The sequence below is a fragment of the Massilia antarctica genome (genome assembly GCF_015689335.1).
GTDB classification, from domain to species: Bacteria; Pseudomonadota; Gammaproteobacteria; order Burkholderiales; family Burkholderiaceae_D; genus Telluria_A; species Telluria_A antarctica.
In genome coordinates, this window is record NZ_CP065053.1 from 7271174 (window position 1) to 7286779 (window position 15606).

Annotated in this window: 17 protein-coding genes; 3 read left to right on the forward strand and 14 right to left on the reverse strand. The window is 61.1% G+C overall.

The window, feature by feature from the left end; all coding sequences use genetic code 11:
- Window positions 1–109: 109 nt before the first annotated feature.
- From rplI to IV454_RS31980, 6 genes are all read right to left on the reverse strand, one after another.
- Window positions 110–562, reverse strand: a complete 453-nt coding sequence (gene rplI / locus IV454_RS31955) for a 50S ribosomal protein L9 (protein ID WP_206089569.1) — start codon at window positions 560–562, stop codon at window positions 110–112.
- Between the two features lie 27 nt (window positions 563–589).
- The gene (gene rpsR, locus IV454_RS31960; protein WP_008450941.1) at window positions 590–880 is read right to left on the reverse strand and encodes a 30S ribosomal protein S18; all 291 of its coding nucleotides are present in this window, start codon (window positions 878–880) and stop codon (window positions 590–592) included.
- A 34-nt stretch (window positions 881–914) separates the two neighbouring features.
- Complete coding sequence (priB, locus tag IV454_RS31965; protein ID WP_167088443.1) at window positions 915–1208, reverse strand: primosomal replication protein N; 294 nt, start codon at window positions 1206–1208, stop codon at window positions 915–917.
- A gap of 41 nt (window positions 1209–1249) precedes the next feature.
- Window positions 1250–1654, reverse strand: a complete 405-nt coding sequence (rpsF, locus tag IV454_RS31970; RefSeq protein WP_054263949.1) for a 30S ribosomal protein S6 — start codon at window positions 1652–1654, stop codon at window positions 1250–1252.
- A 138-nt stretch (window positions 1655–1792) separates the two neighbouring features.
- Complete coding sequence (locus IV454_RS31975) at window positions 1793–2239, reverse strand: DUF29 domain-containing protein (protein ID WP_206089570.1); 447 nt, start codon at window positions 2237–2239, stop codon at window positions 1793–1795.
- A 26-nt stretch (window positions 2240–2265) separates the two neighbouring features.
- Window positions 2266–2712 carry a DUF29 domain-containing protein gene (locus tag IV454_RS31980; RefSeq protein ID WP_206089571.1) on the reverse strand — a complete coding sequence of 149 codons (447 nt, stop codon included), beginning with the start codon at window positions 2710–2712 and terminating at the stop codon, window positions 2266–2268.
- 132 nt (window positions 2713–2844) lie between these two features.
- Between IV454_RS31980 and lexA the strand changes: the two genes are divergently transcribed.
- On the forward strand, window positions 2845–3480 hold the full coding sequence (gene lexA, locus IV454_RS31985) for a transcriptional repressor LexA (protein WP_206089572.1): 636 nt from the start codon (window positions 2845–2847) through the stop codon (window positions 3478–3480).
- Between the two features lie 84 nt (window positions 3481–3564).
- The gene (locus IV454_RS31990) at window positions 3565–4722 is read left to right on the forward strand and encodes an alpha/beta fold hydrolase (RefSeq protein ID WP_229521967.1); all 1158 of its coding nucleotides are present in this window, start codon (window positions 3565–3567) and stop codon (window positions 4720–4722) included.
- 360 nt (window positions 4723–5082) lie between these two features.
- Here the strand turns inward: IV454_RS31990 and IV454_RS32000 are convergent, their stop codons facing one another.
- The 7 genes from IV454_RS32000 to accD all read right to left on the reverse strand — a co-directional run bounded on the left by IV454_RS32000 (window position 5083) and on the right by accD (window position 12568).
- Window positions 5083–5808, reverse strand: coding sequence for a tetratricopeptide repeat protein (locus tag IV454_RS32000; protein WP_206089573.1), 726 nt, complete (start codon window positions 5806–5808; stop codon window positions 5083–5085).
- A 96-nt stretch (window positions 5809–5904) separates the two neighbouring features.
- Window positions 5905–7143 (reverse strand): cystathionine gamma-synthase family protein, encoded by a 1239-nt coding sequence (locus IV454_RS32005; RefSeq protein ID WP_206089574.1) that lies wholly within the window; start codon window positions 7141–7143, stop codon window positions 5905–5907.
- Window positions 7144–7146: 3 nt separating this feature from the next.
- A complete protein-coding gene (purF, locus tag IV454_RS32010) occupies window positions 7147–8667 on the reverse strand; it encodes an amidophosphoribosyltransferase (protein ID WP_054263954.1) in 1521 nt (506 codons plus the stop codon).
- Window positions 8668–8708: 41 nt separating this feature from the next.
- Window positions 8709–9194, reverse strand: a complete 486-nt coding sequence (locus IV454_RS32015) for a CvpA family protein (RefSeq protein WP_206089575.1) — start codon at window positions 9192–9194, stop codon at window positions 8709–8711.
- 25 nt (window positions 9195–9219) lie between these two features.
- Window positions 9220–10275, reverse strand: a complete 1056-nt coding sequence (locus IV454_RS32020) for an SPOR domain-containing protein (RefSeq protein ID WP_206089576.1) — start codon at window positions 10273–10275, stop codon at window positions 9220–9222.
- 10 nt (window positions 10276–10285) lie between these two features.
- Window positions 10286–11584 (reverse strand): bifunctional tetrahydrofolate synthase/dihydrofolate synthase, encoded by a 1299-nt coding sequence (folC, locus tag IV454_RS32025; RefSeq protein WP_206089577.1) that lies wholly within the window; start codon window positions 11582–11584, stop codon window positions 10286–10288.
- 111 nt (window positions 11585–11695) lie between these two features.
- Complete coding sequence (accD, locus tag IV454_RS32030) at window positions 11696–12568, reverse strand: acetyl-CoA carboxylase, carboxyltransferase subunit beta (RefSeq protein WP_206089578.1); 873 nt, start codon at window positions 12566–12568, stop codon at window positions 11696–11698.
- A 185-nt stretch (window positions 12569–12753) separates the two neighbouring features.
- Here accD and IV454_RS32035 point away from each other — a divergent pair, with 185 nt between their 5' ends.
- Window positions 12754–12975: a TIGR02450 family Trp-rich protein gene (locus IV454_RS32035; RefSeq protein ID WP_054263958.1), complete on the forward strand. Its 222-nt coding sequence runs from the start codon at window positions 12754–12756 to the stop codon at window positions 12973–12975.
- A gap of 84 nt (window positions 12976–13059) precedes the next feature.
- Here the strand turns inward: IV454_RS32035 and IV454_RS32040 are convergent, their stop codons facing one another.
- Entirely contained in the window at window positions 13060–15594 is a 2535-nt protein-coding gene (locus tag IV454_RS32040; protein ID WP_206089579.1) for a cellulose-binding domain-containing protein, read from the reverse strand.
- Window positions 15595–15606 lie beyond the last annotated feature (12 nt).

Genomic DNA, 15606 nt, shown 5'->3' on the forward strand with positions numbered 1-15606 from the left:
TGACATAATTGGGGAGATTCGGGCGTAAAAAAAGCCGGGAAGACCCGGCTTTTTTGTAGTTGTCATGCAAGCATGATGCTTGCAAGGCAACTATATGAGGCAGTATGACTTAGGCAGCTTCGCCGACAACGGCGATGGTGATCTCGACAACGACGTCGGTGTGCAGGGCGACTGCAACAGCGTGGTCGCCAGTCGTTTTCAGCGGGCCGGTAGGCATGCGTACTTGCGCTTTTTCTACAGCGAAACCAGCTTTCGTCAGCGCTTCAGCGATGTCGAAGTTGGTCACGGAACCGAACAGACGGCCATCGACACCCGCTTTTTGAGCGATCGAGATGGTCATGCCGCCCAGCTTGTCGCCTTGAGCCTGGGAAGCGGCCAGCTTGGCAGCTGCTGCTTTTTCCAGTTCGGCGCGCTTGACTTCGAATTCAGCGACGGCCGATGCGGTAGCACGGCGAGCCATGCGTTGCGGGATCAGGAAGTTACGTGCGTAACCGTCTTTGACTTTAACAACATCGCCCAGGTTGCCGACGTTAACAACTTTTTCCAACAGAATGATTTGCATAGAGTTTCTCCAGTTTATCCGCAGCGATTAAGCGTGGTGCAGATCGGTGTATGGCAGCAGCGCGAGGTAGCGGGCGCGCTTGATTGCGGTGTCAACCTGGCGCTGGTAGTGCGCCTTGGTACCGGTCAGGCGTGCTGGCATGATCTTGCCGTTTTCCTGGACGAAGTCTTTCAGGGTGTCTACGTCTTTGTAGTCGACCTGTTCAACGTTTGCTGCGGTGAAGCGGCAGAATTTCTTACGCTTGAACAGTGGGTTCTGTTGTTTGCGCTTTTCTTTAAGCTTGAGCTTGTTCTTGTCGAATTTTTTACCGAATGCCATTTGAGGCTCCTGTATCTAAAAATGTGCTGACGCGTCAGGCGGCGGCACAGAAATCAATGATGTGAAACACCAGGCTTTTGCTGCTGCGGTTCTTTTTGGCCAAAAATCCCGTGAACTGATGGACGGCGCCCAATTCGGCCTGGCTGAATCGTCCCGAAATCTCGCCCGCGGCAAGCGCGGTGATGTCGAATTCGACCAACCTGGCTACCCCTGCTTCCATCTGCTGCGAACTGTGCATCAGGGTGGCGGTCACGATGGGCACGCCGGCCGGGGTATAGCGCAATACGTCGCGCTCGCAAATCAGGGCTACGAACTGGAGTTGATTCACCGAGGTGAGGTCAAGTCAGGTTCAGGGATCCCGGTCAACAATTACGCTGCTGCGGCTGGAGCTGGCGCTGGAGCGGCTGCAGGAGCAGGGGCTTCAGTGCGGTGGCTCTTGGCTGCGTCTTCACGTTGTACCGATTTCATCATCGGCGACGGCGCGGTTTCAGCCTTCTTCATCTTAACGGTGAGGTGACGCAGCACGGCATCATTGAATTTGAACGCGGTTTCGAGTTCCACGAGGGTCTCGTTGTCGCATTCGATGTTCAGGCAGATGTAGTGCGCTTTTGGCAGCTTCTGGATCGAGTAAGCCATCTGACGACGGCCCCAGTCTTCAACACGGTGAACCGAACCGCCGCGCGTGGTTACGCTGGCTTTGTAGCGTTCGATCATCGCCGGGACTTGCTCGCTTTGGTCCGGGTGGACGATAAAAACGATTTCATAATGACGCATGCATAACTCCTTAGGGACGTTTAAACAAATGCCCACCTCGGCGTCAAGACGAGTGTGGGAAGGGAAAGCCGGCAATTATAGCGTGTAATGCAGCAACAATCAAGGTCGCTGTGAGGGGCTTGTGCGATTGGGTGCCGCTCATGGCACGAAATTGTCGTCCAGCAGTTGGGCTGCGCTGTAGGGCAGCTCGGATGGGAATGCCTTCGGAGGCAAGCGGGTTTCTCGCGCCGCAGCCAGTACAGCTTGCCGATAGCGGCGCCTGGCAAGCGCGGGAATGTCATGAACAAGACTGGGACTGTCTTGCAACAACTGCGCGATTTCGTCACGCTGGTGGGCAAGCGTATTGAGCCAGCTGCTTGACTTGCGCTTGGGCTGATATTGGCACTTAAGCAGGTGAATCGTCACCACCTTCAGGCGGCTGCTTAGCTCCCTGCGATCACGGCCGGTCATGCCCTCAAGCTCCCCTACGAGATTGTCGATATCAAGCCGCTCGAACTGCCGCGCGCGCAACAAACTCACTTGCTGCTCGATCCAAAGCGCAAAATCGTCGTCATGTACAACAAGTGGAGTAATGAACCGGTCCATGACATATCTCCGCTATCGCTGTCGTGTTATGGCACGAAGCCATTGTCGAGCAATTGCTGCTCCGTATATGGCAACCCATCTGGAAAGGTAGGCAGCGGCAGGCCGGTCTGCTCATGGGCGGCCTCCATGGCCGGGCGATAGGCCTGTTGCGCCAACGGTAATACCTGATTGCGCAGACTGGGACTGTCGCGAATCAGACGCTTGATTCGTGTACGCTGGGTACGAAGCGTACTGGTCCAACTGCGCGACTTGCGCTGCGGCTGGAACTGGCACTTGAGCAGATGCGTCATCAACACTTCAAGCCGGTTTTCAAGCTCCCTGCGCTCGCTACGCATCGTTCCCTCAAGCTCTTCAGTGATGTTGTCAACATCGAGTTGTTCGAACCGGCCGACACGCAGCAAACTCACCTGCTGCTCAAGCCACAGCAAAAAATCGTCTTCGTACCTCACCCCTGGAACCTCAAGCCGATCCATGACGCACCTCCTCTACTGTTTGTTGGACAGCGCCCATCGCAAATAATTCGCCTGTTCGGCGAATTAACCCTTGCATTAGGCGAAATACTGTACAAAAATACAGTCTGTCCATATACACAGTCCCGCATACCGATGATCAAGCTCACACCACGGCAAGAACAAATCCTCAACCTGATCAAGGATGCGATCGAGAACACGGGCTTTCCTCCCACCCGTGCCGAGATCGCCAATGAACTGGGCTTCAAGTCGGCCAACGCGGCCGAAGAGCATTTGCAGGCGCTCGCGCGCAAGGGCGCCATCGAAATTTCGCCGGGCACCTCGCGCGGCATCCGCCTGATCGGCGCCAGCGTCGATACAATGCCCGTGCCGCCGCCGAACCTGATGATGTCCTTGCCGCTGGTCGGGCGCGTGGCCGCCGGTTCGCCCATCCTCGCGCAGGAGCATGTGGAAGCGACCTACAGCGTGGACCCGGCGATGTTCTCGTCGCGTCCCGATTTCCTGCTCAAGGTGCGTGGATGGTCGATGCGCGACGCCGGCATCATGGATGGCGACCTGCTGGCCGTCAAAAAGGTCGACAGCGCCAAGAATGGCCAGATCGTGGTGGCCCGGATCGGTGACGACGTCACCGTCAAGCGCTACAAGAAAACCGGTTCGCTGATCGAACTGCTGCCGGAAAATCCGGACTTCAAGGTGATCCACGTCGATCCCGCGACCGACGAATTCGCGCTGGAAGGTCTGGCGGTCGGGTTGATGCGCAGCTGGAACTGAGCATGCGGGCGCGCTTCCACCGCGCCCGTGCTGCCTGCTAGGCTCACGGCTGGCAGTCTCAAGACTGAACCGCCCGCCGACGCCATGGTCAATCCCGCATCGTCGTCGGCAAGAACGGTCAACAACCCCGCGCCGCTCGAACAGCGATCGGCGCGTATCACGGCGCTGGTGGCAGGCAAAATGCCAGCCCGCCGGCAGGATCGGTACCGCGCTGGAACGCTGCGATCTATAATGATCGACCCGAATCCAACGGACGATCAACTCATGATAAAGATACGCGCACTGGCCGCTCTGCTTGCACTCTTCATTCCATTTCTTGCTTGTAAAGCTCAAGGTATCCAGGACGCGGCGCAAAGAAATGCGCCTGTTGCAATCGGCAAACTCCTGGCGCCGGAAATTGGTGGAATAAAGCAGCTTGTACAAATCACGACGGATGATTCGAGCAAGCCAGTCCTTCTATTCCTGTCCGGTGGGCCAGGCAGCTCGATGATGAACAATGCGGATGCTTTTACGGGCATCCTGAAGAGCAGATTCACCATTGTTCAGTGGGATCAAAGAGATGCCGGTAAGACCTTGAAACTGAATCCTTCACCGGACCAACCCTCCGTGACGCAAATGACGAAGGACACGCATCAAGTCATCACGTTTTTGACAAAAGAGCTGGGTCAGGAAAAAATCTATCTTCTGGGTAGCTCGTGGGGGAACGTCCTGGGCTTCCAGATCGTTAGAACTCATCCAGAGCTATTGCATGCCTACTTCGCCGTCAATCCGGTTGTTAGTCAGGCGGCAAGTGAGCAAGAATTGCTTCAGATTTTGATAAAACATTTCCAGGCCAATCCCCTTGCTAGCAAAGAACTGGCCAGCGTCAGCATCCCGCTCAAAGTCGACGAGGACATGTTTTACCTACGGAAATGGCTTTTTTATAAGGATGGCAAGGAGTTCGCGCTAAGTGACGGTTTCAAGAATGGTTTTCTTCAATGGTCGAAAACCTGGTCGCCAGTATGGAACGAGGTCATGCGTATCGATTTGCCGAAGACGCTGAAGAAGGTTGATCTTCCTATTTACTTCTTCGTCGGCAAAAATGATATTCAAACATCCACCAGAATCACCAAAAAATACTTTGAGGATTTGAAGGCACCGAAGAAGTCCCTATTTTTGTTCGAGAATTCCGGGCATCAGATTCATCAAGATGAGCCAGAGAAATTTCAAAATGCAATAATCAACGCGCTGGATACGAAGTAAAGCCAGCCTAACTTGGGATATTTACAAAAAAGGCCCTTCGCGTAAATGCGACGGGCCTTTTTACTTTTTTGGAAGGAGCTTGTTACCGCTGCGCGATCCAGCAACGTGGCATCCGGTGCGTGTGCCCTGAGCGTCTTGCCCCACAAAAAATCGACCACGCTGATGGCGCCGGGGCGGTTCGCCACCACGGTTCGATATCGACGCCTACAAAGGCCGCCATGTCATCGGCCGCGCGGTCAACAGACTAATGGATTTCCGTACCGTCGCAACACGATACGATAAGCGCGGCCATCATTTCTTGACGGCCGTGCTTATGGCAACAATGATGGTCATGCTCCTATGACGTCAGCCAGATACACCCTAGTCGCCCTTGCGCGGCGCTGTCGTTGCCGCTTCGGTGACGATACGGTTGTGTTCCTTGATATAGGCGTCGGTGGCGTTGCGCCAGACGCCGAAATCGGCCAGCACCAGCTTGGCCGAGACCTTGGCGTTTTCGGCGATGCCCGCATACACGTCTTCCAGATGCAGGCGCGACTGCTCGGCTTCATCCTTGGTCAGCAGGTCGGCCACCTCCTTGGGAATGCGCTTGGTCAGCGGACTGGCCTCGTTCAGGTTGCGCACGAAGTCGTTGTAGCAATCCTGCCAGGCCGCGACCTTGGCCGACACGCTCTCGATTTCATCGTTCTGCTTCGACATGGCCGGAATGCGCGGCACCGGGCAGCGGAACTGGCCGGTAGTCAGGTCGGCGCCATCGTATTTGCTGATCCAGTAGTCCAGGTCGGCGCGGCGCGCCTCGCGCTTCTTGATCATCTCAAGCGAGCCGGCCGCCGTTTTATTGCCCTTGGCGGCGGACTTCCGGAACCAGGCTTCGGCCTTGGCCTGGTCCACCGTGCCGGCCTCGCCGTAAAAATACATCTCGCCCATGTGCAGCTGGGCTTCGGCGTTGCCGGCATTGGCCAGCTTGGTGTACAGCTGCAGCGCTTGCGGATACGCCTTTTTCGCGAACAGGGCGTTGGCGTCGGCCAGTTCGTCGGCGTGCGCCACGCCGGCAAGCATCAGGCCCAGGCAAAACAGGTATTTCTTCATCGCGTGTATGACCTTGTATGTGTACGAACCATGTGGACGCATCCCGCATCGTCACCGGATCGCGACGACAGGCCGGCGCGCGCCGGCCTGTCCCGTTCAACCGAGCGCGGAGCGGAAGTCGTCGAGCAGGTCGGCGGTGTCTTCGATGCCGACCGACACGCGGATCAGCGATTCGGCGATGCCCATGCTGGCGCGCCGCTCGGCGCCCATCTCGTAGAAGATGGTGTGCGACACCGGAATCACCAGGGTGCGCGTATCGCCCAGGTTACTGGCCGAGATACCGAGCTTGAGGCGATTAAGGTAATCGAAGCAATCGATACCGTCTTCCAGTTCAAAGCTGAACAGCGAGCCGTAGGCCTTGAACAGATCGCTCGACAGCGCATGCTGTGGATGCGATGCCAGGCCCGGGTAATGCACCGCCGCCACGCGCTCGTCGGCTTCGAGCATGCTTGCTACCGCCAGCGCATTGGCCGATGCGCGCTCCATGCGCAGCGCCAGGGTTTCCGCCCCCACCGCGATGTGGTGGGCCGCTTCCGGCGCCAGCGAGGCACCGAAATCGCGCAGCGCCTTGGCGCGCAACTGCGCCATGCCCCACTGCGCCGGCGGATTGCGCTTATAGTTGGCCGCGATATTCGGAAACGCGCTCCAGTCGTACGCGCCGGTGTCGGTCAGGCTGCCGCCGAGCGCATTGCCGTGGCCTCCGATCGACTTGGTCAGCGCATTGACCACCAGCCCCGCGCCGACCGTCTTGGGCCGGAACAGGTAGGGCGAGGTCATGGTGTTATCGACCACGAACAGAATCCCGCGCTCCTTGCACAACTGGCCGATGCGCGCCAGGTCCGCCACTTGCGTGCGCGGGTTGGCGATGGTTTCGACGAACACCAAACGCGTCGCTGGCGTCAGCGCCGCTTCCACGTTGGCCACGTCGGTCGCATCGGCGAACGCCACCTCCACGCCCTGCCCGGCCGCCGTTTGCCACAGGCTGTTGGTATTCCCGAACAAGAACGACGACGACACAATCTGGTCGCCGGCGCGCAGCAGCGCCTGGAACACGGCGCCAATGGCCCCCATCCCGGTGGCGAAGCACAAGGTCGACACGCCGTCTTCCATCTTCGTGATCTTGTCTTCGAGCGCGGAGATGGTCGGATTGCCCTGGCGGCCGTAGCGAAAGCCCGGCTCCTTCCCCTGGAACACCGACGCCAGCTGGCGCGCGTCGTTGTAGCCGAAGGTGACCGAGGTGTGAATCGGCTTGTGCAGCGACCCATGCTCGATCGGCTTTTGCCGGTCGTTGTGCAGGATGGTCGTGGTGAAGCCGTAGCTTTTCTTCTCGCTCATCGCTTACTCGGTGGTCGCCAGGTTCAGGTTCAGCTGGGTGCGCGCCGCATCTTCGGCCGGTGCGGCTTTTGGATTGTGGCGCGCGAATTCCAGCCGGTCCAGATACGCTGGCGTGACGTCGCCGGTCACGTACACGCCGTCGAAGCAGGAAGCCTCGAAGCTGGTCAGCGCCGGGTTCACGTCCGAGATCGCGCGCTTGAGCGCATCGACGTCCTGGTACACCAGGGCGTCGGCCGTGATCTCGCGACAGACTTCCTCGGTGCTGCGGCCGTAGGCGATCAGTTCATCGCGGGTCGGCATGTCGATGCCGTACACGTTCGGGAACAGTACCGGCGGCGCAGCCGACGCGAAGAACACATTGCGGGCGCCCGCTTCACGCGCCATCTGCACGATTTCCTGGCTGGTGGTGCCGCGCACGATCGAGTCGTCGACCAGCAGCACGTTCTTGCCCTTGAATTCGGAGCCGATCGCGTTGAGCTTCTGGCGCACCGACTTGCGGCGGATCGCCTGGCCCGGCATCAGGAAGGTACGGCCGATGTAGCGGTTCTTGATAAAACCTTCGCGGTACTCGACACCCAGCTTCAAGGCCAGCTGGATGGCGGCGGGACGCGAGGAATCGGGAATCGGCATGACCACGTCGATCTCGCCCGACTTGAACTGCTGGCGCACCTTGTCGGCCAGGTACTCGCCCATTTTCAGGCGGGTGGCGTAGACCGAGGCGCCGTCGAGGATCGAATCCGGGCGCGCCAGGTACACGTATTCGAACGCGCACGGGTTGAGCGACGGATTGTCCGCGCACTGGCGTTCGTGCAGCTTCATGTCCATGTCGATGAATACCGCTTCGCCCGGCGCGATATCGCGCAGGAAGCGGAAGCCCATGCCTTCGAGCGCCACCGATTCGCTGGCCACCAGGTACTCGGTGCCGTTGTCGGTTTCGTTGGTGCCGATGCACAGCGGGCGGATGCCGAACGGATCGCGGAAGGCCAGCAAGCCGTGGCCGGCGATCTGGGCGACGACGGCGTAGGCGCCGCGCACGCGCCGATGCACCGCGGCCACCGCCTTGAAGATCGAATCGGGATCGAGTGTGAAGCCGGTGGTCGATTCCTGGATTTCATGCGCCAGCACGTTGAGCAGCACTTCCGAGTCGGAATCGGTGTTGATGTGACGGCGGTCGTTGCGGAACATCTCGGACTTGAGCTGTTCCTGGTTGGTCAGGTTGCCGTTGTGCGCAAGCGTGATGCCGAACGGCGCATTCACGTAGAACGGCTGCGCTTCCTCCTCGCTGGACGAACCAGCGGTCGGATAGCGGCAATGGCCGATGCCCGAATTGCCCTGCAGCGAACGCATGTTACGCGTGCGGAAAACGTCGCGCACGAGGCCATTGGCCTTGTGCATGGAAAACATATTGGAATGACTGGTTGCGATGCCCGCCGCATCCTGACCGCGGTGCTGCAACAGCAGCAATGCGTCATACAGCACTTGATTGACGGGGTTATTCGAGACGACGCCGACGATGCCACACATGGTGCGCTCCTAGAGACTGGACCTACTGATTTTAAAAAATGTCAAAACTGAACATGCCGCGCAAAATCCGCGGGCAACAATGTCTTTACCATCCGCGCGCCCTCTTCCGCCATGGGGCTCGATACCGCCCCGGTCCAAAAGGCCTGCTTGGGCAGCTCGGTCATGCCGCACAAGATAACGGCGGCCAGCACGATCACAACCCCGCGCGCGAACCCGAACGCAGCTCCCAGCAGGCGGTTCGCCGGGCTTAATCCCGTGGCCTTGACCATCAGGTCGACCGCCATCATGACCAATCCCATCAGGATGCGGGCGCCGAGGAACAGCGCCACGAAGGCGACCATCAGGCGCACCGTTTCGCCGGGGATCACCGACAACATGGGCGCGAGCTTGGCGCCGTAGGCGTTGGCGACGACGAAGGCCACCACCCAGCTGATCACCGACAGGATTTCCTTGACCAGGCCGCGCAAGGTGCCGATGATGACCGACGAAATGAGGATCACCAGCACCACATAATCGAACTCGGTCACCGCGCATCCGCCCAAACGTGTGTCATCAGCCCGGGACCATGATGCCCGACAGTCCCATCTTGCTTAACTTGGCGCGCACTTTTTCGGCTTCATCCTTGCTGAACGGGCCCACCTGCACGCGAATCCGGTCGCCCGACTGGGTCGGGACCTTGTGCGTGAACGAGTGGATGCCGGCGCCGCTCAGTTTGGCCTGCAATTCGTTGACTTTTTCCTGGGTGGCGAGCGCGGCGACCTGCACCACGAAACGCTGGTTCTCGTCGGCGGCCTTCTCGGGCGCCTTGCCTTCGAGGATGGACATGGCGCGCTGGGCGTCCTGCACCGGCGGCTTGGCGGCCGGCTTTTCCTTTTCCTCGACCTTGGGCGGGGCCTTGACGACGACGGGTTTTTCAACCGGCTTGTCGACTGGCTTTTCAAGCACCTTCTCGACGCGCTTTTCCGGCGCCTTCTCGAGGTGCTTGACCTCGGCGACTTTCGGCTCGGGTTTCGGTTCCGGCTTCGGTTTTTCGGGCTTGACGTCGGGCTTGGGTTCGGACCTGACCGCGACTTTCGGCTCGGGCTTGACGACCGGTTTCGGTTCCGGCTTGACGACCGGTTTTAGCGCGGGCCTGGCAACCGGCTTGACTTCGGTCCTGACCTCGTCCCGCGGCGCCGGCTTTTCCTTCGGCAGGGTCACCATCGGTGGCACATCGACGATTTCCTCGCGCTTGTCGAGCGCATCGGCGGCGGCCACGGCGCGCGGCTGGGCCTGCGGCGCGACCTTGTCCTTGGACGGAATCCGGATATCGATGTCGCCGGCCAGCGGCTTGGGTTCGGAATCGAGCACCATCGGCAAGCCGACCGCCACGCCGAGCGCCAGCGCGACAGCGCCTACCAGGCGGCGGCGCGCGCGTTTTTTCTCGGGCAGCACGGGATCGGCGGCGGCGCGCGCATCCTTGCCGCGGCGGGCGGCAGGCTCGCCTGCGGAAGATGCGCGTTTGGAACGGGCACGGGCGGCGACGCTGTCGTCATCCGACTTGGAATAATAGCCACTATCTTCCGTGGATTCTTGCTTGTTTTTATTGAGGAACGAGAACAAGCCCATGCGTTTTTCTTCAGTGATGTGAGGATTTTCGGGCAGCCATCACACCGGCGACGGTGTAGAAGGAGCCAAAGACCACAATTCTATCATTCTCCCCGGCTCGACTCATTGCATTTGCAAAAGCCAGGGCCGGATCGGCGAAGGTAGTGACGCTGCGTTCGCCCGGTTTGGCGTCGCCCGGCGCCAGCGCGGCCAGGGTCGCGGCCAGCGCTTCCGGGGCGGCCGCACGCGGCGATGGCAGGTTGGCCACGCACCAGTGGTCGACATATTGCGCCATCGGGGCGATCACGCCTTCGATATCCTTGTCCTGCATGATGCCGAAAACGGCATAGGTGTAGGGATGGAAGCCCATGTTGCCCAGGTTCTGGGCCAGGGCCGACGCCGCGTGCGGGTTGTGGGCGACGTCGAGGATGACGGTCGGGCGTCCCGGCAGCACCTGGAAGCGCCCCGGCAGCTCGACCACCACCAGCCCGGTGCGCACTTCCTGCGCGCCCACCGGCAGTTCCAGGCGCAGCACTTCGAGCGCGGCCAGTGCGGCCGAGGCATTGAGCAGCTGGTTGGCCCCGCGCAGGCTCGGGTAGGCCAGCGAATTGCGGCGCTGTTCGCGCCCGCCGTAGTTCCACTGCTGCTTGTCGCCCGAATAATTGAAGTCGCGCCCCAGCAGCCACAGGTCGGCACCAATGGCTTCGGCGTGCGCGATCAGGGATGGCGGCGGCACCGGGTCGCTGCAGATGGCTGCTTTGCCCGGCCGGAAAATGCCGGCCTTTTCGAAGCCGATCTCCTCACGCGTGGTGCCGAGGAAGTCGGTGTGGTCGATATCGATCGAGGTGACGATGGACACGTCGGCATCGATCACGTTGACCGCGTCCAGGCGCCCGCCCAGGCCCACTTCCAGGATCGCCACGTCCAGCGCTGATCCGGCCAGCAGGTGCATGATGGCCAGGGTGGTGAATTCGAAATACGTCAGGTCGGTCTCGCCGCGCTGCGCTTCGACCGCGTTGAAGCTGGCGATGAGGGCCGCGTCGGACGCCATCTCGCCATTGATGCGGGCGCGCTCGTTAAAGTCGAGGAAGTGCGGCTTGACGTACAGGCCCACCTTGTAGCCGGCGCGCAGCAGGATCGCCTCTAACATCGAGCAGGTCGAGCCCTTGCCGTTGGTGCCGGCCACCATGATGACCGGGCAGTTGAACGCGAGACCCAAGCGTTCCTTGACTTGGCGCACGCGGTCCAGACCCATGTTGATGTGGACTTCGGCGTGGCGCGATTCGAGCAGGGCCAGCCAGTCGGGCAAGGTGGTGGGGAGAGTGGACATGAAAAGACCCTGTAAAAACAACGGCGGCTCATGGAAGCCGGGCACGCATGCCCGTCCGCCATGAACCGCGATAAATCGAGACGACTAGCGCGAGCTAATCAGAATAGACGATCAGGCCAGGACTTCAAGCGCCTGGTCCTGCAGCAGCGCGAGCAGGCGCGCGATTTCTTCGCGCATCTTGCGGCGGTCGACGATCATGTCGACGGCGCCCTTGGTGACCAGGAATTCGGCGCGCTGGAAGCCTTCAGGCAGCTTTTCGCGCACGGTGTTCTCGATCACGCGCGGGCCGGCAAAGCCGATCAACGCTTTCGGCTCGGCGATGACCACGTCGCCCATGAAGGCGAACGAAGCCGACACGCCGCCCATGGTCGGGTCGGTCAGCACGCTGATGAAGGGCAGCTTTTTCTCGGACAGCTTGGTCAGCATGGCCGTGGTTTTCGCCATTTGCATCAGCGACAGCAAGCCTTCCTGCATGCGCGCGCCGCCGGTGGCGGTGATGCAGATGAACGGCACTTTCTGTTCGAGCGCGATCTGGGCGCCACGCACGAAGCGCTCGCCGACCACGGAACCCATGGAGCCGCCCATGAATTCGAATTCGAAACAGGCCACCACCACCGGCAAGCTCATGATGGCGCCGCCCATGACGATCAGCGCATCGGTCTCGCCGGTCGCTTCCATCGCCGCTTTCAGGCGGTCGGGGTATTTTTTGCTGTCTTTGAACTTGAGCGTATCGACCGGCAGGGTTTCCTGGCCGATTTCATAGCGGCCGCCTTCGTCGAGCAGGCCATCGAGGCGCTCGCGGGCGCGGATGCGCATGTGGTGGCTGCATTTCGGGCAGACGTGGAGATTCGATTCGAGGTCGGTACGGTACAGGACGGCTTCGCAGGAGGGGCACTTGACCCACAGGCCTTCGGGCATGGTCTTGCGCGCGGCAGCGTCGGAACGCTGGATTCGTGGGGGCAGTAGTTTCTCTAACCAACTCATACATTCTCCTTCTGCGGCATCTTAGTGGTCGGTAGTTTAGCCGGTAAGACACTGCTTGTCGAACACAACGGAATGAAAATTGCTTTTTAAACATTCTTTTCGGTCGCGGCATGGGTGTTGGATAGTCAACTCTTCGAAGGGTTCCCCGTGCGGCGCGACGGCGTGCGATGCGCTATGCTCCAGGCATGAATCCCTTGCATCCTAAAAAATTACTGCTTTCGAAATGGACTGCGCTTGCTCCCGTGAACAAGGAAAAGCATTTCATTGTCATCAAGGTGATCGAGCCCGAACAGCCCGGCGAGGCTGTGGAATGGGTCGATCTCGATGCCGTGCACAGCCGGCAGACGCGGCGGATCGCCTGGAAAACCTTGCGCGACGAAACGCAGTGGCGCCAGGGTTGGTTATAGGAAAAGCGCAACCGGATCAAGGACCCGGCTGCGTTCGGCGCTAGTGACTGCTCACTTGGCGCCTGGCTGGTGCGGAGTGAATACTTACCTGGCGGCCTTGGCGCAGGCGCTGCCGCCCAGGACCGGTACCTGGGAACCGGCGCTGCCGCTGCTGCCCTGGAAGCCGAATTCGACAGTCTGACCCGGCTGGATGACCGCGTTCCAGCCCACGTTGGTCGCCGTGTAAGGGTTGCTGCCGCTCAGGACCGCGTTCCACATGCTGGCCACTTTCGAGCCATCGGAGTAGGTCCAGCTCACGCTCCAGCCGTTCATGGCGCTGGTGCCGCGGTTGGTGATCTGCACCGCACCGTTGAATCCACCCGGCCACTGGCTGCGCACCTGATAGACGCACTGGTTGACTGGCGTCGGCGTTGGCGGTTCCACCGGTGGCGGCGGATCGATCGGCGGAGGCGTGGTTCCGCCCGGCAGGCCCATGGCGATGCCGCGTCCGGCGGTGCTCATGTACACGACGCCATAACGGTTCATGTCGCCGATGACGAACTGGCCGTTGCCCGGTCCGCCGTATTGGTGGGCATCGTCGTTGACGCGCACCCAGGTGGCGCCGGTATCGACCGAGCGGTGCACGCCCTTGACACCATTGACCGTCCCCCAGATATACACCGTCGGGAAAGTCGCGCCCGGTGCGGCGGCGCCAAAACCCACCGCGGCGGCATAGCTCACGCTGCCGATGCTGCCGAAGGTCGCGCCGGAATCGGTCGAGCGCGCCAGACCGGCGCTCAACAAAGGCACCCACAGCTCGCCTTCGCGGTTCGGCACCGCGCGGATCACCTTGGAGCCGCCCGACTGCAAGGTCGCTTTCGGGGCGAACGAGACGCCGCCATCGGTACTGACGAACACGCGGCCGTTGTCATACGCGTAAAACTTGCGCGGGTTGACGGCATCGGCCACCGGACGGGCGGCGGTCACGCTCAAGCCATTCACGGCGGTCCAGCTCGATCCGAAGTCGGTCGAGCGGTAGCTGGTGGCCGAATTTTCCGGACTGTGCAGCAGGACGGTGCCGTCGGACGAGAGCGCGACCTGGCCGTTCTTGCCGTTCATGGCCGCCGTCTTTTTCCAGGTGAGGCCGGTGTCGGTCGAGTAATACATGCCCGGATTGTCATTGCCGCCGGCGCGCGCCAGCACCGAGGTCTTGCGCGCAGCGAAATCGAGGCCGGTGGTGCTGCCGATCGATGGGGTGTGGATCGGCGCGTAGCGGGTCGGATCGGTGTGGCGGAAGCCATCGTAGTCGCCGATGGCCGACACCAGCGGTCCGCCCGGGATGCTGACCAGGTTGAGCGGCACGGTTTCTTCCAGCCCGGCCACGTTGAAGGTCCAGGTGGCCGGGGTCGCGTTGATATTGGCAGTCTTGAAAATGCCGTTACCCGACGACACCCACGCGGCCTTGGTATCGAAAGGATCGAGCTCGACCGTGCCAGCCCAGTGGATCGCCTTGTCGCCGACCCAGGACACGCCAGCGCTATCCTTGGCGAAGCCGCGGGCAATCACGTCAGTCCAGCTGGCGCCGCCGTTGGCCGAGGTGTAGATGCGGTCGCCCCAGGCGTTGCCCTGCTGCTGGTAGGTGTTGATGGTCGAGGCCACCAGATTGTTCGGATTGTCGGGCGCCACGCTGATGCCGCTGAACGCCGAGCTGATGCCCGATGGCGTGACATTGGTCCAGGCGCCGCTGCCGACGTTGTACTTCCAGATCTGGCCGCGGTCCATCGGTTCCGGCTGGGCCCAGTGGCCGTGCGGACCGGCGCCGTTGGCGTAGGTGACGTACAGGTTGCCGTCGCTGGCGCGCGCCACGCGCTGCGGCATCAGGTCGGTCGGCGCGCCGGTGACGGGCGCGAAGGTCTTGCCGCCATCGTTGCTGCGGTACAGATTGGGAGCCACGTAGCCGAAGCGCGACACGCCGACCACGATGCGCTGGGCCGCGCCACCCACCACGCTGGCGGGATCAAGTGCGACGAAGCTGATGCCGTTTTCGTTGGGGGTGGTGGTCACATCCAGGCCACTCACGCGGGCCCAGGTGGCGCCGCTGTCGCTACTCTTGAACAGGCCGTTGGCGCGGGTACCCACGTACAGGATGTTGCTCGAACCGGGATCGACTTGCAGGCGCTCGCCGGTCTGGCGGCCCATGCCGTTGCCGTGCGCCTTGAACAGGGCCGTCACATCGGTCTTGATAAAGGTTTTGCCGTAATCCGAGGAACGCAGGATCATGGTCTTGCCATTGCTGAAGTAGCTGATGCCGGCCAGCATGTACACCTTGGCGGGATTTTTCGGGTCGAGGGCAATCGATTCGACGCCGAGCAGGCCCGTTTCATCTTCCGACGCCCAGTCGATCAGCGGCACCCAGCGCGCGGCGGTATTGTCCCAGCGGTAAGCGCCGCCGACATCGGTGCGGGCATACGCCAGGCCTTTTTGGGTCTTGCTCGGAATCACGGCCGAGACGAAGCCACCGCCGCCCATGGCGACGCTGTTCCATTGGTAAGTTTCGGACGCGGCGGAGGCCGGTGCGGAGGCGGCGGCGCACAGGGCGCAAGCCGCTGCAATCGTCGAGAGTCGATGCATGAGAGTCATGAGTTTCGCTTT